The sequence below is a fragment of the Arthrobacter sp. YD4 genome, from assembly GCF_030410515.1.
GTDB lineage: Bacteria > Actinomycetota > Actinomycetes > Actinomycetales > Micrococcaceae > Arthrobacter.
In genome coordinates this window covers 151,021-173,646 of sequence record NZ_JAUHHD010000002.1, presented here as the reverse complement: position 1 = coordinate 173,646, position 22,626 = coordinate 151,021, and the positions used below count along the sequence as shown (strand labels likewise).

The following is a 22,626-nucleotide window of genomic DNA, read 5'->3' as shown; positions in this document are numbered from 1 at the left end:
GTGAATAGGTGAGGACCTCTTAGGTTGGTGGTTACCACACACAGCCAACGACTAAGAGGTCCTCATGTCCCACCGTAATGCCCGCCTGACTCCGATCGGTAGACGAATCATCATCGAGCGGGTCTTCGCCGGACGCCCCGTCGCGCATGTGGCCAAGGAAATGGGCATCTCGAGGACCTGCGCCCACCGGTGGCTCAGCCGCTACCGCACGCACGGCTGGGATGGCTTGGAGGACCGGAGTTCTCGTCCAAAGTCCTGCCCGCACGCCACCCCGGCCAGGGTCGTATCCGAAGTCCTTGCCAAGCGGGTGAAGCACCGGGAAGGACCGGCCGGCCTCGCCATACGCTGTGGGACCAGCGCCCGGACGGTCTCCCGGATCCTGGCCCGCGCAGGCATGCCCAGGTTGTGGGACCTGGACCCGGTGACCGGGGTACGGATCCGGGCTTCCCGGGCCACCGGGCGCCGCTATGAACGCGATGCCCCGGAGGACATCGTCCACATCGACGTCAAGAAACTCGGACGTATTCCCGACGGGGGCGGTTGGCGGGCAGACCCGACGCAATCCGCCCGGAATCACGCCGCAGGCCACACCAGGGTCGGCTTTGACTACGTCCACGTCGCTGTCGACGACTACACCCGGTTGGCATACGCCGAGGTCCTGCCCGACGAGAAAGGCCCTACCTGCGCCGGGTTCCTCACCCGGGCTGCAGCCGCCATGGCAGCCAACGGCGCACCCGTGAAGCGGGTCATGACCGACAATGCTTTCGCCTACCGGCTCTCCCGCGACTTCCAGGACGCTCTGGCCGCGTTGGGAGCCAAACACATCCTGATCAAACCCCGCCATCCCTGGCAAAACAGCAAAGCCGAACGCTTCAACCGCACCCTCCAGGAAGGCTGGGCCTACCGGCAGCCCTTCACCTCGAACCAAGCCCGAACCAACGCCCTGCAGCCATGGCTAAACTTCTACAACAACCACCGGCCACACGGCAGCCTCGGAGGCAAACCACCCATCAGCAGGTGCAACCAACCTACTGACTGAGTACAACTAGTTCTCGTTCTGCATCCAGATCACAATGGAAGGTCGAGAGAGTCGGGCTGCCCGCAGAGTCGGTCCATCACCGGTGCTGCCCCTCTTGGACCACGGTAGCCGGCTGTTACCTCGTCCGGCCGGCTGCTCGGCCAACCCGTCCGACTCAAGTAAAAAGCTCCCCACGAGCGGCCGGCTCCATCTCGGCGTCGGCCGCTCGACCTTGGGTCGTTGTCGTTGTCCGGATGCCTCTTTACACGGCAGCGCTGACCGGAAGTTTAGGACGACACTGCCTGCTGAGAGGCCCCATCTTGACGGTCCACCAAGGCCGTGCAGATCCCGGACGGTTCCCGGCGTCGGATCGCCAAGGAAATCTGGACACGGTCGTCCTGGCGGGATCGGGCGATCCCGGTGGTTGGCTCTGGGTGCATATTCCGCCGAGGGTTCCGCGATATCCACGCGGGTCGGGCGGAGAAGTACTCCTCGGAGCCCTCGGAGCCGCATCGCTCCAGGCTTGAACGGCCCACGGGTGCGACATATCGTCCATATAACATTTTGATAACATTCTGATGGGTTCCGAAATGTCCGCTCTTGCTCGTTTCTGAGCACTTCCTCGAAATCTCAGCGTAGCCGGGTAAATTCGGGACCATGCGTCCGCCGCTACGGTGATCTAGTGCGTACATACCAGGACCCGGAAGTGCTGCTCCCGCGCATGCAGAGGGTCATCGTGTCATACCAAGAGGGTCGGCTCTCCCGGAGGAGCCTTCTCGGCTTCCTCAAGTGGGAGATGGTGCTAGCGGACCACAACACAGTCTCGACCTTCCTCGCTGAGATTCAAGACAAGCCGAATCTGGATTCCGATCTCGTCGACGAAGTAACACGAACTTACACAGAAAACGTCCAGCACTGGGTCTTCCCCGAGGAACCGGCCCTCTCCAAAGCAATCCCTGAAGCACTCGAGTGCACCTTCCCGGAGTTGATCCAAGTCTTCAAGAGTGCCAGGGGCGCACTCGGGGTCGTCCTCGACGCGCTCGTCGGCGTCAACGTGCGCCTCAATTTGCGGGGCTCCTACGGCGCGGTGCGGGACGCTCGGCTCCTCCTGACGAAGGAGATCGCCTTACTAGAGCGGGCCTGCGAAGACGTGGGCTCAGGCACTCGCCTTGCGCCCGCGTTTCCTGATGAGGCAGACGAGGAACGCCCCTCATGGTACTCACCACACGGCGCACCACTGTCCCCAAAACAAATCACATGGCTGGCAGACCTTGGCAAGGAGAGTCCGGAGATATCCCTTACATACGCAGAGGGGATTACTGCCCATTCCCACCCTCCGCAGCTCGTCACAGAGCGCATCAAGGCCCGAGAGCGACAGCTGCTCCGGGCGAAGGAAATTAGAGCATTTGAAGAGCAGGAGCGAAGAGCAATGAAGGAGGCTTGTCCGCGCTGTAACAGTGCCTCAGGCGAACTTTGTCGAACCAGGGCAGGCAAAGAGACGGGTGTGCACAAGGGGCGGTACAGGATTGCATCCTGACTAGCCAACCAGCCATCCGGCACGGAGAGCTGGCATCTTTCCGCCGGTATCAAATAGCAATGACATGGAGCGGTATACGTGGAAGATTTTGGACTAAGCACAGAGCGTGGCCTCGGCCGACGACGGCCTGAGACGCTCGCCCGGAAAGTTGGCCTGCTCTTGGACACCATCCCGGCTGAGAACGGAAAACCCTTCGACTATCCGGCAGTCCGCGACGCAGCCCAAGCACAAGGTTTTTACGTCTCCAAGGAGCAGTGGGACTTGCTGAAAGCCGGCAAGGAGCAGGCCCTTTCGGAGGAGCTCCTACGGGCCTTGGCAGGGGTGTTCGGCGTTAGCCCTGAGTACCTGTTGGAGGAGGACGGCCCCCTCTCCGAGCGCGTCGAGGCGGAACTTATTCTGCTCCGCAGCATGCGCCGCGCAGGCGTGCGCAATTTTCGTGCTTGTCAGAGCGGTCAGATTGATGCAGCGACGCTTCGGGAGATAGCCCGAATTCTGGATGAACTTGGCTGAGCTTCCGTTGGAACCGCGTCGACTAAAGAGAACGGGAACGCCATGACTGCTGGCAAACCGCTGCGGGTGCTCGTAGCTGCACCCCATGAGGCCCCAGTGCCGGAAGGTCCGGGGTGGTGGACGCAGATTTCACCCATGACATCCATCGCCCTCTCGGCGGTCATCATCGGGGCGGCCGTTCTCCTCTTGCTTAAACTGCGACGTCAGAAGAGGGCTCTCCTTGGCAACGCCGCAACCCATACCGACAGCCTGGCGCGGAGGCGTGAGGCGGACGCCAGGGCCGAATGGATTCGGCGGACCCAGTGGGCCCTGGGGGCTGCTGCCTCCAGCAACGACACGAGGCACTTCTATGGCATCACGATTCTTGAGGCACTGGCCCGTAGTGATCTGACCGGTCCAGAGGACAAGTCGATCCTCGATACTGTCTGGGCAGCGTCCTACACGAAGATGCACGACGACGAGATACGGCGGCTCATTGCGGAATACGAGGCTTTCAAAGAATTCGACCACGAAAGACAAGATGAGGTTTTCGCCACGCTGCGCCGCGAGATCCTCGCGGCACGGCTAAAAGTCGCCCTCGACGGGCAACTTGGCCGCGAGACCTCGCCGACGGTGATAAGTCTGGGGGCGATGAAGCTGCCCCCGTTGGCCAGGCCGCGCGGTCGTGGCGGGTCCCACACTAAAGCAGCAGGGCCGACTAGCTCCTCGGAGTAGACGTAGGCCGCCCTGAGGGACACCGCAACCAGCAGCGCAGGGTGTCGCCCGTACTCAGAGCAAACTTTGACCGTGTACGTAGTCTTCAGAAGAGGCAGCCCGAACCGAGGCGTGTCCTGTCAGGTTCTAAGGCTTGTGCTCGCCGGTTCCGACGTCGCGGACGGATTCCAGAGCGGACATGAGGCGGTGCGCGTTCGCGGGTGAGCTGAGCAAATAGCTTGTTTCCACCAAAGCGTCGTACGCCTCCTTCGACATCAAGACCGCGGACCCAAGCTTTGATATGATCTCAACCTCTGTTTGGTCGAGGTTAACTTGCTCGATGAGACGGACAAGTCCGTGGCGGGCTTTGCTTGCGGTGATGGCCATCCCTGCCTCCTAGGTCTAGGGGACACTCTAGTACTTGGCCATCGCTGCGAGGTGTGCTGCCGGCCAGCACCTCCCGGCGAAACTCTGCAAGCTCGAAGAGTATTTCGGCTTCGATGCCGAGAAGACCTCGACGATGCTCAGGTGACACCGTCCAAAAGCTTGCGCTCAATGACACATGGCTTCCGGCAGCGGCGGTCTTCACAGTCCTGTGCGGCATCTGTCAGCTCTATGACCCTTCGGCAAATTCAACAAGATCGGTAACGACACCACTGGAGTGCCACCGGATGGCTTGGGCCACGCCGTCAGCCGTCCGATGGACGGATGCCGCGATGCTCGAGGGGAGACCCGACAAGGCTCCTTTTTGTCGCATCACGACGGCGTGGATCTCTTCCCAGGTTATCCACGCGACGCAGGCCGGAATAGCGGTCCGTAGGCGTTCATACTCCTCGTGCGTCATACCGGCGCGTTCGCATACGGAATCTAGGCCCACGGCAACGCCGGCGTCTACCTCGTGAAAGCCGTTGCCGGTCAGCTTGATGGGTGGGGGACTGGCAAGAATCAGTAGGAGCAAGGGGGTGCGGCCGCCGCTGTGCGCCTCCAGGCACAAGAGCTCCCGGGGAAGTTGCTCGCGATTAAACCCCGCACCCTTCTTGAAGCCCTTCGCCTCGACCAAGACCTGAACCGAGGAGCCTGTCATCCAGACGTCCGGCTGCACATCTATTCCAAGGGCCGGGAGCGGAAGGGAGCCCGGCAACACGTCAAGGTCACTGTGCTCAACCTCGATGGCCGCAGCCAGCCGAGCCTCATCGGCGCCGTGGGCGCAACGCAAGATTTCCCCCAGGAACATGTCACGCGGGAGGTTGGACAGACCTTGGAAAACCTCCGCAGTGAGAGCGTTTTCCATACCCCGACCGCCATCTCGATAGAGCTTCACCTTGCGGCCCTCCCACGAGATTTCGTGCAGCAGCCGACTAATGACAGAGGGCTTGTGGCCGGCTTCCATTTCGCCACCGTACTGCTCCATCAGTTGTTGGCCGGCAGTGCCGGGCGGCCCGCGTTGTAACCCCGCTGGAATCCGTACATGTCGATGACCTTGGCCAGTGGCAGCGGTCGGTTGGAGTAGCCGCCACCAAAGGTGAGCGTTGTGTACTGCTCGCTAAGACGTGAGAGCTCTTCGCTGTGCCGCGCGTGGAATTCGCCCAAGAGTGTCAGGGAGCGGTCCGTGATGCTCGAGAACGCGGTCTTCTCTCCACGTCTATCCGCCATCGCCCCGAAGCCCCGGCGAAAGTACGTGTCGAAAGAGGGCAGGCACCCCCAAACCCCCAGCATCACCTTGCCCACAAGCGTCACACGCGCGACGCCGGGCGGCACGAGCTTCGGCCAGAGCTCTGCATAGGCGCCGATGATTTTGGCATGGACTGACGGGTCGAGGTAGCTGTCCGCATCAATCCCGCGCATGGTGGGATTGAGATTCTCAATCACGCGCACCGCTTTCGCATAGTGGTGCATGTTTGTCTCGGTGAACAGGTAAGTGGATCCGCGCAACATTCCCCAGCTGGCAAGGTAATAGCCCAGTTGGAGGCAGCTCCGTTCAAGGTCCTGTGTGGGCTCGGGGTGGTCCTGAAAGTAGTTGTAGCAGTAGTCCCAACTTCGTGACCGGCTCGTAATGCTCGGCTGCTCTGTCTGGGAAACATCAAGGAAGTCCTGTACAACTTTGGTGATGTTACCTGGCTCCACTGTGCGCATTTGATGAGCCTACGACACGTCTGCGACGTGGCAGGGATACGCCGATGCCTGGTCTGCCCCGTCTGATGGAATAGCCGACCGTGGATGACATCAGAAGTGTCCGGGAAGGGGACAGGGAAACGTTCGCACGCCGGTCGGTCTCCCGGTCCAGCAGGATATTAGGTGGGCTAACTTACGCGGTAGCCAGACTGGCAGGACGGGTCGATCAGTTTCTGTTGAGTCCGAACGTGCGTGTCATAAGCGCTGCTTTGTAGTGGGACTCGGCCGAGTTCACCTCTGAGGACGGTGTGCTCGGACCGAACACGCGGAGGAGACTGAAAACGAAGTGTCGGGCATGGTCTGTCTTCGTCCTTGTGCCTTCCCCGGCTGCGCTGACGAGGGCAAGCTCGCGGAGGGCGACGTTTCCACCGTGGCCGTCGCGCGCATAGGCTGTCCACCGGCCCAGAATGCGTTCGGCACCGTCGGCCTTGCCCACGTACTGCTTGCCGTTGGTGGAGTCAGTGATCAGATAAATTCCCTGGACCTCTGACAGGGCGATCCGCCAGTCGGCATAGCGGGGATCCTCCACCATCTCGCGCAGCTGGAGGTAGCTGAGCAGCACGCCATCGAACCCAGGGAACTGGACCTTGTCCCGGTCGGCAATCTCCAACACAGGCATGCGCGCGGCGCTGGCAGACGCGGCGCTTCGGTGCCAGCTGCGAGGGGTGTCCCATTCGACCACGAGTCGGTCATTGAGGGGTGCAAGGAAGCCCGACGGGCGGAGGTCGAAGAAACGGCTCGACTCGGTGCGATCTGCGGTCACTTCGCCGTGGTTCTCGAAGGTACCCCAGAGACGAGAGCGGCGCTGACCGTCGGCGACGAGGATCACCCAGTATCGGGGAGGGTCCGAGGGGAAGCGACGGGGCGAAATGTCCTGCTCCCGGGTGTAGGCGAGGACTCGCTCCTCGGTCAGGTCCTCCGGCCCGCGCAGCGCTCCGGGGTCACCCGGCTTGAAGGTGTGGCGGATGACGTGCATGTCCTCCACCCGGACCGTGGGGTCATGGTCCGCCCCTAGGCCAGTGAGTACATGACCGAGGGTAAGGGACGCAGTGGGAGCTGGCCTGGCGGGGACTCCCGTCTCGGCTGGCACGAAGAGAGCAATGGATTGCAACACGGGAACACCTTATGCCACCGCTCGCGCGTTCTAGCATCGGCTTGACGGCCTACGTCCATCTCAGGCAAGAATCCCTGGCTGAATGCCGCGGTTCCAAGGAACTGGGACGTCGTACAGCTCGCGTGTCTGCAAGCGCGAGGATTGGTGAATACGCGTCGGATACGGAACCATCGGGTTGTGGCTGAAGTCGAACGAGAGTTGTCAATGCATGATGGCGTGAAGGATCACCTGCGTGAGCACGTCGCCAGGCAGTACCTCGAGTCTCCCGATTTCAATGGAGTCGCAGCGGCTCCGCTCATCGACGCCGTGGCGGAGTTTCCTGTCGACATTGAGGCAGTGCTCGCTGAGCTTGTCGCGGAGGGAGTGCTGTACGCCAACTTTGGTCATGAGATGACCAACGCACACATCATTGGATTCCCACATCAGTCGGCTGCCGACAATCTTGTGGAGGTACAACAGCGCGGCGGCGTTCGTTCCGCAGTTCTTTACCCGACCCGTGACACTTTAGCTGCGATGTCCGCGGGTGATCACTATCCGGGTGCTCCGTACTCGGCCGCTCTAGCCCTCGGCCATGCTCAGCTGGAATCCGTGTTCTTCCGGGCCGACGTTCTTGGCAGGTACCGCGACGACCCTCGTTACGACTACACGCTTGACATTGGAGGTGAGATCCGGGCTCGGGAAGGCACACCTCACGACACCTACCTGACTACATTCAGCATCGGCTTCGACGCGGACAAGGACAATCACGAGATCGTGGCCGGCGTACCGCTCAGGTACCTTCATGACCTCTCGCCGGCCGAACAGGCCTACTGGAAGTCATTCGAGCATGAACGGCAGGATTGGGTGCTTCACCCGGACTGGGTGCGTCCGCACCTCATGGGGGAGTTCCCCGAGCGGGTCAGTCCCTACACGGCGGTTCTGATGGAAATGCGGCTCATCAATGACATCTGTGGGGCGATCGGCTACCCGAGCCTCTTCCGGAATCTCTATGACGGAGCGAGCCGCCCCACCGACTATGGGTACCTGATCCGGCCCACCAAGCGTGAATTGTCCAACTTCATCGAGCAGCTCAACAAGCTACTGATCGACAACCTCGACCAAAAGTTCTTCGTCCGGGCCCGAATCCCGCTCACAGAAGAGCGGCGGGACGGCGAGGGCAACACCTACCAGGGCCAGCGCGGCACAATGAACATGCTCATCCAGTGGATGGAGTGCACAGTCAGACACGACCCTGAGGGGATGGTGCCTTCTGCCGTCAGCATCCTCAAGGAGATTCGTCGAGCACGGTCCAACGTCGCTCACACGCTGCGTGAGAACGAGTACGACCCATCAGTGTGGGCGGAACAGCGCCGCTTTGTTGTCGAGGCGTACCTTGCGGGGCGAACCGTCCGGCAGCTCCTTCAATCCCACCCGAAGGCGCCAGCAGTCGAGGTTCCCGAAGAACTCGACGTGCCCAAAGTCTGGCCATTTTAAAGGTCTGCTGAGGGCCCTTAAAAACCGCCCCACGAAGTGTGTGGTGGAGGTGGGTTTCCGTCGGGCTACGGAGGGGTCGGAACCCTGCCCCTCCAGGGTTCGTCTGACGGCGCCGGTGCGATACCAAGCGATGACAAACTCGGCCACATGGCGATCGCATTCACACGTTGGGGGAGCGTCCTCCCGAGTTCCAGTTCCCCTAAGTGACCGGAAGGTGTGTCAGTTCCAGAAGTCGTCTGCACCCTAGAAAGGCGGATTTGCTCCCAAGTTACGAAGATCCCCATCAGACAATGATTAGATGAGTCCACCCCGGGCGTCACCGTTGCATCGTGCTGGGGTTCCCATGGGGTGAAGCAACGGAGCTAGGAGCCACACGTGTCAACATCAGCTGTTGCCGCACCGCCGTTGCCGGAGCCCGGCCAGGTTGTCGAGGTTCGCGGATCAACCTGGGCCGTGGCCAACGTTCAGGCGCAGGGACTGCCCCGCAGCCCGGCGGACGAATCAGTTGCGCAGCTTACGCACGTGGTCGATTTACAGTCCCTTGACGAGGACCGTCTCGGGGAGCAGCTGTCAGTGGTGTGGGAGCTGGAAGTAGGTCACACAGTCACCCCGGCTCAGGGACTGCCGGAGACGATCTATGCCGAGCAGTTCGATGACCCAACCACGCTGGCTGGCTTTGTGGACGCAATGCGATGGGGTGCGGTCACGAGCGCCGACCCGAACCGCTACCAAGCTCCGTTCTGGTCCGGCGCGAACGTCGAGGCATACCAGCTTGAGCCGCTGCGCCGTGCCCTCGGGGCGCCGCGCACCAACCTGCTGCTGGCCGATGATGTCGGCCTGGGAAAGACCATCGAGGCGGGTCTTGTGATCCAGGAACTGCTGCTGCGGCACCGTGCCCGCACCGCGGTGATCGTGTGTCCTCCGAGCCTGTCCCTAAAATGGCAGGACGAAATGCGGGACAAGTTCGGGCTGGACTTCACCATCGTCAACTCCGAGCTGATGGCAGAAGTACGCCGCACGCACGGACTGCACGCCAACCCGTTCCTGATGTTCCCCCGTGTCATAGTGAGCATGGCTTGGCTACCCCAAGTCCGCTCGCAGCGGCTGCTACGCGATGTGTATGCCCAAGTAAAAAGCCCGAAGACGGCGAAACGCTTCGCATTCGACATCCTCGTTGTGGACGAGGCCCACCACGTCGCCCCTTCCAGTCCCCCGGCAATCGCCGGAGGCCGCGGGTACGCAGTGGACACCCAGCGCACCGTCGCGGTGAGGGATCTCGCGGAACGGTGCGAACACCGGCTCTTCCTCTCCGCGACGCCGCACAACGGACACCCGGAATCCTTTACTGCACTGATGGAGATGATCGACTCCCGGCGCTTCTCCCGCGGCGCGCTCCTGGATTCCAAAGCACTCAAGGATGTAACGGTCCGTCGCCTCAAGAGCGACCTGACCGGCAAGGATTTCAAGAAGCGCAAGGTCAGCGCCCTGCCCTACACCCCGCGCGATGACGAGCAGGAGATGTTCGAGCTCCTGGATCAGATTGTCGTCAAAAGTGCCAAGGCCAACGGCACCAAGCCCAGTGGCGACATTGTCACCATGTTGCTGAAGAAGAGGTTCCTGTCCAGCCCGTTTGCGTTCGGAAAGACGCTCTCGCACTACCTCAGTGCCAAGGCCGGCCGTGGCCTGGCAGATGACGACTACGATGACGTCTTCGGCGAGGGGCAGTCGGATGAGGAAGAGGGCCTGTGGGAGCAGGACGAGGCCGAACGGCTGCGAGAATCCAAAGGCTCCGATCCGCTGGTCGCCGCCGAACCCCGCCAGCTCGCCGCACTCATGGAATGGGGCCTGAGCTACGAGTCCCAGGCAGACTCCCGGCTCGATGAACTGCTGAAGTACCTTGATTCCGTATGCCGTCCCGAAGGCGGGCCCTTTTCAACTGATCGTGTCGTCGTGTTCACCGAATACGCCCATACTGTCGACTGGCTGACCCGTGTGCTGACCCAGCGGGGGTACGGGGACAGGCTCGCCGTTATCCAGGGCTCCACGTCGCCCGAGGACCGCGAGTACATCCGGTCACAGTTCACCGAGGACCCTAAGAAGGAACCGGTGCGTGTCCTGCTCGCCACGGACGCCGCCGGCGAGGGTATCGATCTCCAGACGCACTGCCACCGGCTGGTGAACTTCGATATCCCGTTCAACCCGTCGCGCTTGGAGCAACGTATCGGGCGTATCGATAGGTACGGCCAGAAACACGAACCGTTGGTCTTCCATTTCGCCCCCGCCAGTGACTCCTCCGTCTACGCCGCAGACGCCTCCTTCATGGCCCGCGTCGCGAGGAAGGTCGCAAATGTCGAACAGGATCTCGGCTCGGTAAACCAGGTCATCGGCGACGAGATCCAGCGCCACTTTGGCAAGCGGACACCTGCGCGGTCCAAGGCGAAAGGCGTCGACACAAACGACGTCATCAACACAGCCCTGGCCGGCGGCATGGAACTCAACGCCAGGCTGACACAGCTTGAACAGGGGTACGAGGCCTCGCGCAGTGAGATGCATCTGGATCCGGCCAACCTGCGCCGAGTGGTTGATACCGCCCTGCGGATCAACCACCAGCAACCGCTCACCGCGAACCACGACTTCGAGGAGTTCACCGACGCCGAAGTGTTCGATGTGCCCAGTCTTTCGGCGGGATGGAGCGCGGCCCTCAAAGGCTTGCCGACACGTCTGAAACCTGAAATCATCCGTCCGATCACCTTCGACCCCCAGGCAGCGGACGGGCACAACGAACTCGTGTACGTGCACCTCGGACACCCGATCGTGCAGAAGGCACAGCGTCTCTTGCGCCGCTCTTTGTGGAGCGTCGACTCGCCGCTCAGTCGCGTCACCGCCGTCGTGGTCGACGATCTGCCCGAATCATTTGTCGCCGCAGTCACCCGCATGGTCTTGGTTGGGCGAGGCGGCATCCGCCTGCACGAGGAAGTGTTCCTGGCTGGCGTCCGGTTGCACGGACGCCGCGCGATGGCAGAGGAAAAAGCCGAAACCGCACTGGACCACGCACTCGACGGCGAGAAAATCGCACCGGCGGACGAGCGCGTCCGCGACCAGCTCTGCGACCTGTGGAATATCCCGGACGCCCCGCTGCGGGTCCGGCTCGAAGAGTCCATGCAGGCCCGCGCCGGCCGACGCCACGAGCTCGTCCTTGAACAGTTGACGCGCCGCCAGGAAGCAGACGTCCAGCGGGCACGGGACATCTTCGCTGCGTTCCGGACCAACCTCCGAGACTCCCTCGCACGTCTGCGCCGAGCCGACGAAGAGGCCGCGGCAATGCTCCTGCCCGATGACCAGCAGCGCCAGCGCAGCCGGGACATCGAAGCGATGCAACGGCGCCTGGACGAACTCGACGACGAGGAAGCCCGTGAGATCGACGCGATCAAAGAGCGGTATGTCGACGTCAAGCCACACACCACGGCGGCGGCGGTCGTGTTCGCCCTCACCCGTGAAGACGCAGAAGGATGGACCAACTGATGGCGCGACCCAAGAAGGTCACCGGTCCGAAGATCAACGCTACAGACCTGCATCGGGCGTGGCTCCAGCTCGTCGACACAGACGGGCCGTTCCTCGCCATCCCGCCGCTCAAAAGGGTATGGCCGAACGGCATCCCGGACTTCCGCGCCACTCACCCTGACCGCTTCGAAGCCCTGGTCGATGCCCGCAAGGCGTTCGAGTCCGCTTGGGAAGCCCTTGACCGCGACCCCGACAGTGACATCAGGCTGGGCGGTTACCGAACAGAACGCGACAAGTGGGTCGAGACCGTTCTGCGGGACGTCGTCGGCTGGGGTGAATCACTGGAATGGGGCATCGTCTCGGGCGTAGAGGCACAGTCGCCCAACCGGGCGGTCACCGTCACCGCGCAGGGGGCCCTTCTCAGTGTGGAGGATATTGGCGCGCTCGTGCTCGTCGTGGATCCGACGGACTCATTGCGCCAGACACCCAACGACCTGTGGGCCGCAACTCCAATCGACCGCTGCGAGGCGCTCCTGCGCGAAAACAGGGTCGAGATCGGCATCGTCACTGACGGTCGGTGGTGGGGCCTGGTCTGCGCCCGCGAGGGCAGCATGGCAGCTTCCGGCATCGTGGACGCGCTCACCTGGGTCGAAGAGCCCCGGGCACGCGACGCCTTCCTTACTCTGGTCGGGAGACAGCACATCATCGGCGGCGATCCCGCCGAGCGCCTTCCTGTACTTTTCAACGAATCCATTGCCGCAGCCGAGGAGATCACTGAAGCGCTCGGCGCGCAGGTGCGCCGGGCCGTCGAACTGCTCATACAGTCGTTCTCGGAGTCTGCTGCCGAGACAGAACGCCGTGGCTTGCCCTACCCGCTTCCCGACCGTTCCCAAGACATCTACGAGGCTGCCGTCACCTTAATGATGCGGGCGGTGTTCCTGTTGTTCGCCGAAGAGCGCGGCCTGCTGCCGTCTGGGGAGCTGTTTGAACAGGGCTACGGCATCGCCGGCGAACTTCAGCGACTCACTGGCCGGCGGAACGACGATAGCGAGGAAGCTCTCGACGCCACGTCGCTGACCTGGCACCGGCTGCTTGCGACCAGCCAGGCCCTCTACAAGGGTGCATCGTTCGAGAACCTGCGCATGCCTGCCTATGGCGGATCGCTGTTCGATCCGGCACGGTTCCCCTTCCTCACGGGTACGGATGAACAGGGCGCTCTGGCCGTCACGGTCTCCGACCGGGTAATGCTCCACGTGCTGCGCTCCATTCAGGTGGCGTACGTGAAAGGGGAAAGTCGGCAGATTTCGTTCCGCGACATCGACGTCGAGCAGATCGGCTACATCTATGAAGGCCTGCTCGGCTATACCGCGACACGTGTCAGTGAGCCCACCCTCGGCATCATAGGAACCACTGGAGCGGAGCCCGAGGTCCCGCTGACCATACTTGAAGAACTGGCGACTACCCACGCCGACCCGAAGAAGCTCGCCGCGGCGGTCCGCGAATGGGTTGAGGAAGACCAGCCCTCGGCTAGTCCGTCGTCAGCGGCGACCATCGCCAAAGCCATCACCGCTGAGGCCGACCCCAGTGCAATCAGTGCCCTCGCCCAGGCCGTCGGCGACGACAACACGCTGCGCGACCGCATCAGGCCATGGCTCGGGCTCATCCGACCGGACTTGCGTGGACACCCGTTTGTAGTCGTGGCCGGGGGTCTGGTCGTGAAAGAGACCCCTTCACGAAAGAACGCCGGCGCCCACTACACGCCCAAGTCCTTGGCTGAAGAGATCGTTCTCCATGCTCTCCAGCCGCTGTGCTACTCCCCCGGCCCACATCAGAACGCTGACGGCGAGCAGTGGAAGCTGAAGTCTTCCGACGAGCTTCTCGGCCTCAAGGTCGCCGATATCGCCTGCGGGTCTGGCGCGTTCCTCGTGGCTGCTGCCCGGTACCTCGCCGACCGCGTGGTGGAGGCATGGACTGAAGAAGACCCCGCCAACTCCCACCGCAAGGACCTGTATGGGCGTGCCATCCGCCAAGTCGTTGCTAACTGCCTGTACGGGGCAGACATCAACGACATGGCTGTCGAGATGTGCAAGCTCTCCCTCTGGCTCGTATCCCTAGATCGCGACCTTCCATTTTCCTTTGTCGACGACAAGGTCTTCCTCGGCAACTCCCTGCTCGGGCTCACCAGCCTCGACCAGCTCCGCAAACTCCACATTGACCCGACGCGCGTTTCCTCCGGCCAGATGTTCGACATCTTCGACGTCGACATCGACACAATTGTCCGTAAGGCAGTTGCACTGCGCGAACGTCTCTCCACCGAGATAGACGAAGACGATCCCGCCCGCAGCAGCGTTGCAAAGCATCGGCAATTGCGGGAGCTCCGCGAGATCACAGCGTCGCTACGCACGATAGCCGACGGTGTGATCGCCGCTGGTCTCCCGCTAGGTGGAAAGCCTGGCAAGGCACTCGATGAGGCCTACGGGAACCTGCGCGAAGCTGTAAAGCGGGCACACCCGGGCCCGCGTGACGGAGAGCCGGAGAGTAATTGGCTAGCCACCATCATTGACCGCGGCCTCAGGCCGATGGTGCAGACCGATTACGAGCGCTGGCAACCGCTGCACTGGGTGCTTGAAGCGCCTGACGTCATGGTCGATCACGGCGGCTTCGACGCGATCATCGGAAATCCCCCATTTTTGGGCGGGCAGAAGCTCTCCGGTGCGATGGGGACAAACATTCGAGATTGGCTTGTTGAAGTTCTGGCACGCGGCGTTAAGGGGAGCTCAGACCTTGTAGCGTACTTCTTCCTCCGTGCCCTTGCTGCACTTAACACCCGGGGAGTGCTTGGTCTCATAGCGACTAACTCGATTGCGCAGGGTGCATCTCGGGAGGTCGGACTCGACCAAATGGTTGCCAATGGTTTCACTATTACTCAGTCAATCCAGAGCCAGATTTGGCCTGCTGCGAGTGCAAGCTTGCAGTATGCCGCGGTGTGGGGAACCGTGTCATTCGTCCCAGACACACTTCCCCGAGTTAGTGATGGTCGGCGGGTCAAGCGAATCTCTTCACTTCTCGAACCGAGCGGTCGTGTGGACGGCAATCCAGCAGCACTAAGAGAAAACCAGGGCGTTGCATTCCAAGGCTGCACAGTACTGGGTAAAGGATTCGTGCTTGACCCTGCTCAAGCGTCTGACTGGATAGCCCGATCCGCAAAGAATGCCGAGGTACTACATCCCTACCTTAATGGAGAGGACGTCAACTCACGCCCCGACTGCTCAGCGTCACGTTGGGCCATCGATTTTGACCATGCTCCCTTGGAAACGGCGGAGACCTATGCGTTGCCGATGCACCGCGTACGCGAGGAAGTCCTGCCCGAGCGCTTAAAGAACAACCGGAAAGTTTATAGAGACTACTGGTGGCAATACGGCGAGCGTCGACCAGCCATGAGGAAAGCAATCGCAGGACTTGAAGACTTACTGGTCATCGCGCTAACCAGCAAGTCGCTCATGCCCGTGAGGGTCACAACCAACCAAGTATTCAGTAATGCTGTGAACGTGGTGGCTACAGCGTCCTTTAGCGATCAGGCTGTTCTGTCGTCGAGCATTCATCAAGGGTGGGTGGTGAAGTACGGGTCCGGGATGAAGTCTGATCCTCGATATACCCCATCCGACGTGTTCGACACTTTCCCGCGACCACAGCCGACCGAATGGCTCGAACAGGTCGGACGAACGCTTGATGAGGAGCGCCGTGAGGTTATGTTGCGGCGTGGGCTCGGGCTGACGAAGCTCTACAACTTCGTGAACGACCCCTCAGTTTCCGACTCAGTGGATCCTGATGTCGCCAGGTTGCGAGCAATCCACGCAGAGGTGGACGACGCAGTCTTGGACGCCTACGGCTGGTCTGACATAGCACTGGACCATGGCTTCCACACCTATCGCCAGATGGAGCGGTGGACGGTGAGTCCTGTCGCCCGGGTTGAGATCCTTGACCGGTTGCTTGAAGAAAACCACCGCCGGGCGGCTGCTGAGGCCGCTGCGCTTCCGAAGAAGGCGGCGAAAGGAAGAAAAGCGAAGTCAATGTCGGATGGAATGGAGACATTGTTCTCATGAGCGAGACCACGACCACGCGACCACCTCAGAAGCCTTACGAGCTCACCCATGAGCTGGATGGCTCCTCGTTCATGGTGCGCGAGAACCTGGCCGACATCCTGGAGCGGGAACTGCTCGGGCCAATCCACGGACCTGAAGAAGTTCTGCCGTTTAGCCCCCGCTCTCAGTACCTGGTGGGGCACATCGGACCAGTGAAGCTCACAGGCAAGGCACTCAAAGATGGCGAATTCGAAAGCGCCCCGGAGCGCGGGCACATCGTTGAGGCCCGCATGGACGATGACGCTGCGCGCGAGCAGCGCGGCGTTCCGGCATTCGCCGCCGACGAGACGACGGCGGATGCGGAGGACGATGACACGGAGGATCGCACCCCAAAACAAGGGCTGATGATCCCGGCGTCAATGGGCCTGCGGTTCCAGGTGCCGGCAGACCTGACTGCGTTCGCGGTCACCGCATCATGGGGTACATACTCGACGGTCGAGACCGATCAGGTCACCAAAGCCGGCCGCCCGATCCGTCACTACCAGCGCACTCCCGTCGAAGAACCACGCACGATCAAACTCGCCGACCTGACCCCGGGGAAGACTGCGACGATAACGTTGCGGGACTCGATCTGCCTGCGGGTGGACAGGTATGACGATCCGCAGTTTGGCCGGGTTCTGGTGGAGATTGCACTGTGCAATGACCGGGAGACGCCGATGCCGATCCCGGTGAACATGTGGATGTTCCAGACCCAGCTCCGCGTTAACGCCGGCGGGGAGGAGGTGTTTCTCCCGGTGCGGGATGTCCTGGAGCAGGACTGGCCGGAACATGACGACGAGGTCAAGCGGTTGAACCTCCAGTACCGCAACCGTTTGGAGTTCGCGATCGGTCGCACGTGCTCGGTGGATTGGGTGGCGCGCAATGGTTCACGCCGGGCAGCTGAGGTCTCTACGACGTGGCTTCCTGTCGCTGAGACGCCGCAGACACGCGCACGATCCGTGAAGGACGCGATGCTGTCGATGGATGCGCTTTCGAAAGTGACCCCAGAGGGGCTGAAGGCTGGGCTGACCCCCTTGGTTTCCGGCTACGGCGCGTGGCTCGACGAACAAAAAGTCACGGCGATGAATCTTCCCGCACATCTTCAGGAAACCGCCGAGGCTGTCCTGTGGGAAGCGTCCCAGGCACGCCAACGGCTTGCCGAGGGGCTCGAACACATCGCCAGCGATCCTGAAGCGCTGCGCTGCTTTCAGTTCATGAACCGCGTGATGCGTAATCAGCGCATCGCCTCTCAGGTAGCAGCCCTGCGGGCATCTGATCCAACAGTGACCATCGAGCAAGCACAGGCAGCAGTTGCCGCAAAGGGTCCGGGCGCGGCCTCCTGGCGTCCCTTCCAGCTTGCGTTCATCCTCATGCAGCTTGGCGCACTGACGGACCCGACAGCACAATTCCGCAGCGCCGATCACCTAGCTCGTGTGGAGCTACTGTTCTTCCCCACCGGCGGTGGCAAGACCGAGGCCTATCTCGGCCTTGCCGCCTACACGTTCGCGATCCGCCGCCGCCAAGGGTTACTCCCCTCGACAGACGGCCAGCTCGACGGGCGCGACGGCGTAGCGGTTCTCATGCGGTACACCCTGCGACTGCTGACCGCCCAGCAGTTCCAGCGGGCAACGACCTTGATGTGCGCGGCCGAACTGGCGCGTCGCGAAAATGACGAGATCTGGGGAGCCGAGCCATTCCGCATCGGGCTGTGGGTAGGCACCGACGTGAGCCCGAAACGTTTCGAGGAAGCGGACGAGCAGCTCACCAAGGCCAACGAATACGGTTCCCACCGGCTAACGGTCCTCCAGATTCAGCGGTGCCCATGGTGTGGCACGCCCATTACCGCCGCCCAGGTCAAGACTGATGCGACGATGCGCCGGGTATTCGTTTACTGCGGCGACGACGTCGCCCGCTGCCCCTTCTCCAAGGGCGGCCTTGTCGACGAAGGACTGCCGGTACTCACCGTCGATGAGGAGATTTACCGCCTCACTCCCGCCTTTGTAATCGCGACCGTGGACAAGTTCGCCCGGCTTGCCCGCGAGGGCGAGGCAGCCTCACTGTTCGGTTACGTCAGCCGCAGGTGCGGGCGACACGGGTACGTCCATCCGGACTACAGCAACTGCGACATCACGACGACCCACCCGGCGAGCAAGTACGGGCACCCGGCAGCGACCGTGCAGACCGTCAACCGGCTTCGGCCGCCGGACCTGATCATCCAGGACGAGCTGCACCTGATCACCGGGGCCCTCGGCACAGCTGTCGGCCTCTTCGAAGCCGCCGTAGAGACCCTGTCCTCATGGGAAACCCCGGCCGGCAAACCGGTGAGACCCCTGATCGTGGCCTCGACAGCGACCGTGCGCAACGCCCAAGATCAGGTGCGGGGACTCTACGGGCGGCAGGTCGAGATATTCCCCCCACAGGTGCTCGACGTCGCCGATACCTACTTCTCCCAGGAAGTTCCGCTCAGCCGGGAGAACCCGGGACGGCGGTACCTTGGTGTCAGTGCCCAGGGCGTGCGCCTCTCCAGCGCGGAAATCCGGCTTGCCGAGGTACTCCTACTGGCGAGCCAGCTCCTATTCGACAGGGCGGGGAGCGCTGCGGACCCGTACATGACGCTGGTCGGCTACTTCAATGCCACCCGTGAACTCGCTGGCATGGCCCGGTATATCGCCGACGATGTGGCAAACAGGGTCGGTAACCCGCGCAAGGACTCGGGCTTCCCGAAGCGATACGGCGCAGCGTACGGCAACCTGCACACTGCCGAGCTGACCTCCCGGATCGCCTCGGCCGAGATCGGCAGGACCCTGGACCGGCTCGGGTTGGAGTTCGACCCGAATTTTGACACGACGGCCGCGGTCCAGGGCCGTGTAGCCGCCATCCGGGAAGGCAAGAAAGCTGCAGGCAGGAAAGAGGCGCCGTTCGACGTCGTCCTGGCGACCTCCATGCTCCAAGTCGGCGTGGACGTGCAGCGCCTCGGGCTCATGCTCGTGGTCGGGCAGCCGAAGAACACCGCAGAGTACATCCAGGCATCCTCGCGCGTCGGCCGCGACCCCTCTGACCGGCCCGGTCTCGTAGTCGCCCTCGGGAACTGGGCCCGTCCACGAGACTTGGCTCATTTCGAGCAGTTCCGGAACTACCACAACACGTTCTACGCCCAGGTCGAGGCGCTCTCGGTGACCCCGTATTCGCCAACCTCGCTGGAGCGCGGTATCGACGGGCTGCTGGTCAGTGTTGCCCGGGTGCTCCAGGCTCCCGTCGCTGATGGGCTCTCCCCGGAACGCAGCGCCTGGCGGATCAAGGAGCACCCAGAGGCGCTCGAAGCGCTGGCGAACCGGCTGAAAAAACGCATCGCGGCCGCTGCTCAAAACGAGGACATCGCCAAGAAGGCAAGTGACCTTCTCGTGAACCGCATTGACCGCTGGAATCAGCGTGCGAAGCGGGCCGCGGAGATGAGCAAGACTTTGGTGTACGAACGCACCGGAGAAGGCGACAAGTACCTGCCGTTGATCATCAGCCCCGAGAATGCCAGAGCATCGGTCGGAGGGTCCTCCGAAGCGCCGTTCGTTATTGCCAATTCGATGCGTGAAGTGCAGCCGGAGATTAATGTGCTGGTCAGCCCGCTTTCTGAACGGCTGTTCTCGCGGGCACCCGAGGGAGCCCCGAAGTGGGCCCTGCCAATGGGAGAGGACGATTGATGGCCGAAACCATCTCCACCGATAAAGACAATGCGGAGCCGCTAAACAGCCTCGCCATGTTCCACGATCCCGGGCAGACGCTCGACCCGCTGACTGACGCCGAAGAGGGCACGGTCAAGAACCGTGCAAAGGTCGGCTCCGCACGCCCCTCCTCGCTGCTCTACACCTATGGCCCAGGCGCGATCATGGACCTCCCAGGGTTTGCTGTCATGCCGGCCGGGCTCGACGACTGGGAACCGATCTGGAAGCGCCGGGAATTCACCCCGACCATCGTCGAACCACGGCTACTGAATGTCGTACGGCTTCACCTCGGGCCTCAGGTTGACTCGCTCCGCCCGTTTCCGTGGCAGCCGAAGAAGGGAGCGATGTCCAAGGAAGGGTCCGACCTCGGCGTTCCGGCGCGCGTCTTCCCGCAGTGGTTGCGCTGCACAGGCTGCGACTACCTCGGACCTCTGCCGCGCTTCAGCTACACGAATACCCATCCCTTCCGCCCGGACTTGGCCCAATTCACCCACCAGAGCTGTCCGGGCCGTGGCAGGAAAGCGGCCGGAGCAGCCGGAGGGAAACGCCAGAGCCCGGCCGTTCCGGCCCCGCACCTGCTGACCTGCACCAACGGCCACCTCGACGAGTTTCCCTACACACTATGGGTGCACCGCGGCGGAATATGCCCGAAAGCCGAGGCACCCGACCTGAAGATGCGGGACGCGAACATCGGTCAAAGCATCGGCTCCGTCATCAGCTGCGCCTCCTGCCCCGCATCCCGTGGCATGGCCGAGGCCCAGGGCGCGGCTGGGCGCGACAAACTCCCGCAGAAATGCCGTGGACGACACCCTCACCTGAACGCCTTCGACACCGAATGCGGCGCCCGTCCCACCCTGATCATGATGGGGGCATCCAACCTCTGGTTCTCCTCCACCCAGTCGGTCATTGTCATGCCCCGCACCGACGCTGAAGAGGCCGAAGCCCTCGCCGACCAACTGCGCGCTGCGGTGGGAATCGAGAAGATCGCCAAGTACGCCTCCGACCTGGACACCCTCCGGGACGTGGCAGACGGAAAGCTCGACCTCAAGGATGTCTCGGACCAGAGCCTAGCGGCCGCCGTCGCGGACGTGCTCGCGCCCGTCGATCCCGAGGAGGTCCGCCAGGAGAAGCTCGCCACTTGGGACCCGGTGGAGCTGCTCGTGCCGGAATGGCGGTATCTGCAAAAGCCAGCTCTGTTCCCGCAGCAGCAAAACTCCAGCGGCCTAATGGTCACCGAGATGCAACGGGGGCAGAACCTGCACGCGCGCATTGCGCGAGTCGTCGCCGTCAACCGCATGAAAAAGATTAACGCCGTGCTCGGGTTTACGCGGCTCGACGAGATGGACCGGGTGAACGACCTTGCCAGCCGCCTCGTCAAACTAACGCGCAAGGGCAAACCGGCTTGGGTGCCGGCGACCGAAGACCGCGGCGAGGGAATCTTTCTTCAGCTCGACCTGAAAGCCGTGGACGAGTGGGAAAAGAAGATCCTCGACTCCTCGCTATGGGCAGCTCACAGGCAGGCACACCGACTGAACTTCTCCCGCCGCTTCTCGGAGACCGCCGCGTCAGTCGACCCCGACACTCGGCTGCCAGGCCCGCGGTACTGGCTGCTGCACACCTTCGCCCACACGCTCATTCGGGAGATGGCAATGTCCTGCGGCTACGGCGCGGCCAGCCTCACCGAACGCATCTACGGATGGCCTTCGGGGCCGCAGCGCGAGGCGGCAGCCGGACTGCTCATCTGCACTACCGCCTCCGACAGCGAGGGAACTCTCGGCGGGCTCGTCGCACTGTCCGAGCCCGCGCGCTTGGAGGGCCTCGTTATCTCGGCTCTGCGCAGGGCGTCGCGGTGTTCCTCGGACCCTGTTTGTGCGGTGCGCACTCCCAGCGACCCGGAGGACTTCCTCCATGGTGCGGCCTGCCACTGCTGTACGTTCGCCTCGGAGACTTCGTGCGAGAAGTCGAACCGGTTCCTGGATAGGCGCTTTCTCCTGGATCTGCCGACCATCATGGGTCCGGCCGTGCCCGGGTTCTTCGGGAGCGTTGATGCCTTCTGACCCTTTTGGGGCGCTCGGAGAGTTTCTCACCGGTTCCGAAGCCGAAGGCCTGGCCGTACAGCTCGCCACCGGCCAGCACGTCACCAAGGCCCTCGGAGCGGTCAGCGCATCCCGTCGTGAAAAAGCCCGTGGACTCCTTACAGCCGCCGGGCTGGGGCACACGGAGGTTGAGCGGTCGGTTGCTGTCCTACAGGCTGTGGCCGGAGCCAAGGCCGTCCATCGAGATCTCACACCTGTCTGGACCATGCCCGGCAACGAAGCCAAAATCGGCCACCTCACGGGCGAGTTCCACCGGCTCGTCCGCTCCGCCCGCCAGTCCGTGACCTGCGCAACCTATAACTTCGAGAAGACCTCGAAGATGTGGTCAGTGCTCCGGGAAAGTGCTGAACAGCCAGGTATCACAGTCACCGTTTACGTCGACGGGGACAAGGCCGACGCTGTGAACATCAAAGCCCATCTTGGGGGTGCGACGGTCTACAGATCGGCTGTGTTGCCTACCGGCAAGCCCGTGGTCAGCCATGCAAAGTTCGTCATCATCGACCATGAAGTGATGCTGCTGACCAGCGCCAACTTCTCATTCAGCGCCGAGAACCGCAACATCGAGTTCGGCCTTCTAGTCCGAGACTCGGCTCTTGCCAGGTCAGTTGAGTCCACGATGGCCAGCAAGCACGGCACGCTTTACCAACTGGTACAGGAGTAGCCGGCGCGCCGACC

The 22,626-nt window shown here is 62.5% G+C and carries 14 protein-coding genes; 10 read left to right on the top strand and 4 right to left on the bottom strand.

What is annotated here, in order from left to right; genetic code table 11:
* Positions 1-64: 64 nt before the first annotated feature.
* The 4 genes from QWJ39_RS05125 to QWJ39_RS05110 all read left to right on the top strand — a co-directional run bounded on the left by QWJ39_RS05125 (position 65) and on the right by QWJ39_RS05110 (position 3,779).
* Positions 65-1,039, top strand: coding sequence for an IS481 family transposase (locus QWJ39_RS05125; protein WP_290256646.1), 975 nt, complete (start codon positions 65-67; stop codon positions 1,037-1,039).
* A 661-nt stretch (positions 1,040-1,700) separates the two neighbouring features.
* Positions 1,701-2,555: a hypothetical protein gene (locus QWJ39_RS05120; RefSeq protein WP_290256645.1), complete on the top strand. Its 855-nt coding sequence runs from the start codon at positions 1,701-1,703 to the stop codon at positions 2,553-2,555.
* Between the two features lie 159 nt (positions 2,556-2,714).
* A complete protein-coding gene (locus QWJ39_RS05115; RefSeq protein WP_290256644.1) occupies positions 2,715-3,065 on the top strand; it encodes a hypothetical protein in 351 nt (116 codons plus the stop codon).
* A 135-nt stretch (positions 3,066-3,200) separates the two neighbouring features.
* Positions 3,201-3,779 (top strand): hypothetical protein, encoded by a 579-nt coding sequence (locus QWJ39_RS05110; RefSeq protein WP_290256643.1) that lies wholly within the window; start codon positions 3,201-3,203, stop codon positions 3,777-3,779.
* Positions 3,780-3,905: 126 nt separating this feature from the next.
* On the opposite strand, the gene QWJ39_RS05105 is transcribed toward QWJ39_RS05110, so the two are convergent.
* The 4 genes from QWJ39_RS05105 to QWJ39_RS05090 all read right to left on the bottom strand — a co-directional run bounded on the left by QWJ39_RS05105 (position 3,906) and on the right by QWJ39_RS05090 (position 6,906).
* Positions 3,906-4,145, bottom strand: a complete 240-nt coding sequence (locus QWJ39_RS05105) for a type II toxin-antitoxin system prevent-host-death family antitoxin (protein WP_290256642.1) — start codon at positions 4,143-4,145, stop codon at positions 3,906-3,908.
* A gap of 226 nt (positions 4,146-4,371) precedes the next feature.
* Complete coding sequence (locus QWJ39_RS05100; RefSeq protein ID WP_290256640.1) at positions 4,372-5,148, bottom strand: hypothetical protein; 777 nt, start codon at positions 5,146-5,148, stop codon at positions 4,372-4,374.
* A 20-nt stretch (positions 5,149-5,168) separates the two neighbouring features.
* Positions 5,169-5,891: a hypothetical protein gene (locus QWJ39_RS05095; RefSeq protein WP_290256639.1), complete on the bottom strand. Its 723-nt coding sequence runs from the start codon at positions 5,889-5,891 to the stop codon at positions 5,169-5,171.
* A gap of 205 nt (positions 5,892-6,096) precedes the next feature.
* On the bottom strand, positions 6,097-6,906 hold the full coding sequence (locus tag QWJ39_RS05090) for a GIY-YIG nuclease family protein (RefSeq protein WP_290256638.1): 810 nt from the start codon (positions 6,904-6,906) through the stop codon (positions 6,097-6,099).
* Between the two features lie 315 nt (positions 6,907-7,221).
* Here QWJ39_RS05090 and QWJ39_RS05085 point away from each other — a divergent pair, with 315 nt between their 5' ends.
* From QWJ39_RS05085 to drmC, 6 genes are all read left to right on the top strand, one after another.
* The gene (locus tag QWJ39_RS05085) at positions 7,222-8,517 is read left to right on the top strand and encodes a hypothetical protein (RefSeq protein ID WP_290256637.1); all 1,296 of its coding nucleotides are present in this window, start codon (positions 7,222-7,224) and stop codon (positions 8,515-8,517) included.
* A gap of 375 nt (positions 8,518-8,892) precedes the next feature.
* A complete protein-coding gene (gene drmD, locus QWJ39_RS05080; protein ID WP_290256636.1) occupies positions 8,893-12,039 on the top strand; it encodes a DISARM system SNF2-like helicase DrmD in 3,147 nt (1,048 codons plus the stop codon).
* Positions 12,039-16,121 (top strand): DNA methyltransferase, encoded by a 4,083-nt coding sequence (locus QWJ39_RS05075; protein ID WP_290256635.1) that lies wholly within the window; start codon positions 12,039-12,041, stop codon positions 16,119-16,121. The genes drmD and QWJ39_RS05075 overlap by 1 nt, the downstream gene beginning before the upstream one ends.
* Positions 16,118-19,834, top strand: a complete 3,717-nt coding sequence (gene drmA, locus QWJ39_RS05070) for a DISARM system helicase DrmA (RefSeq protein WP_290256634.1) — start codon at positions 16,118-16,120, stop codon at positions 19,832-19,834. The genes QWJ39_RS05075 and drmA overlap by 4 nt, the downstream gene beginning before the upstream one ends.
* Complete coding sequence (locus QWJ39_RS05065; RefSeq protein ID WP_290256633.1) at positions 19,834-21,912, top strand: DUF1998 domain-containing protein; 2,079 nt, start codon at positions 19,834-19,836, stop codon at positions 21,910-21,912. Before drmA ends, QWJ39_RS05065 begins: the two co-directional genes overlap by 1 nt.
* The gene (gene drmC / locus QWJ39_RS05060) at positions 21,902-22,612 is read left to right on the top strand and encodes a DISARM system phospholipase D-like protein DrmC (protein ID WP_290256632.1); all 711 of its coding nucleotides are present in this window, start codon (positions 21,902-21,904) and stop codon (positions 22,610-22,612) included. Before QWJ39_RS05065 ends, drmC begins: the two co-directional genes overlap by 11 nt.
* Positions 22,613-22,626: the final 14 nt, after the last annotated feature.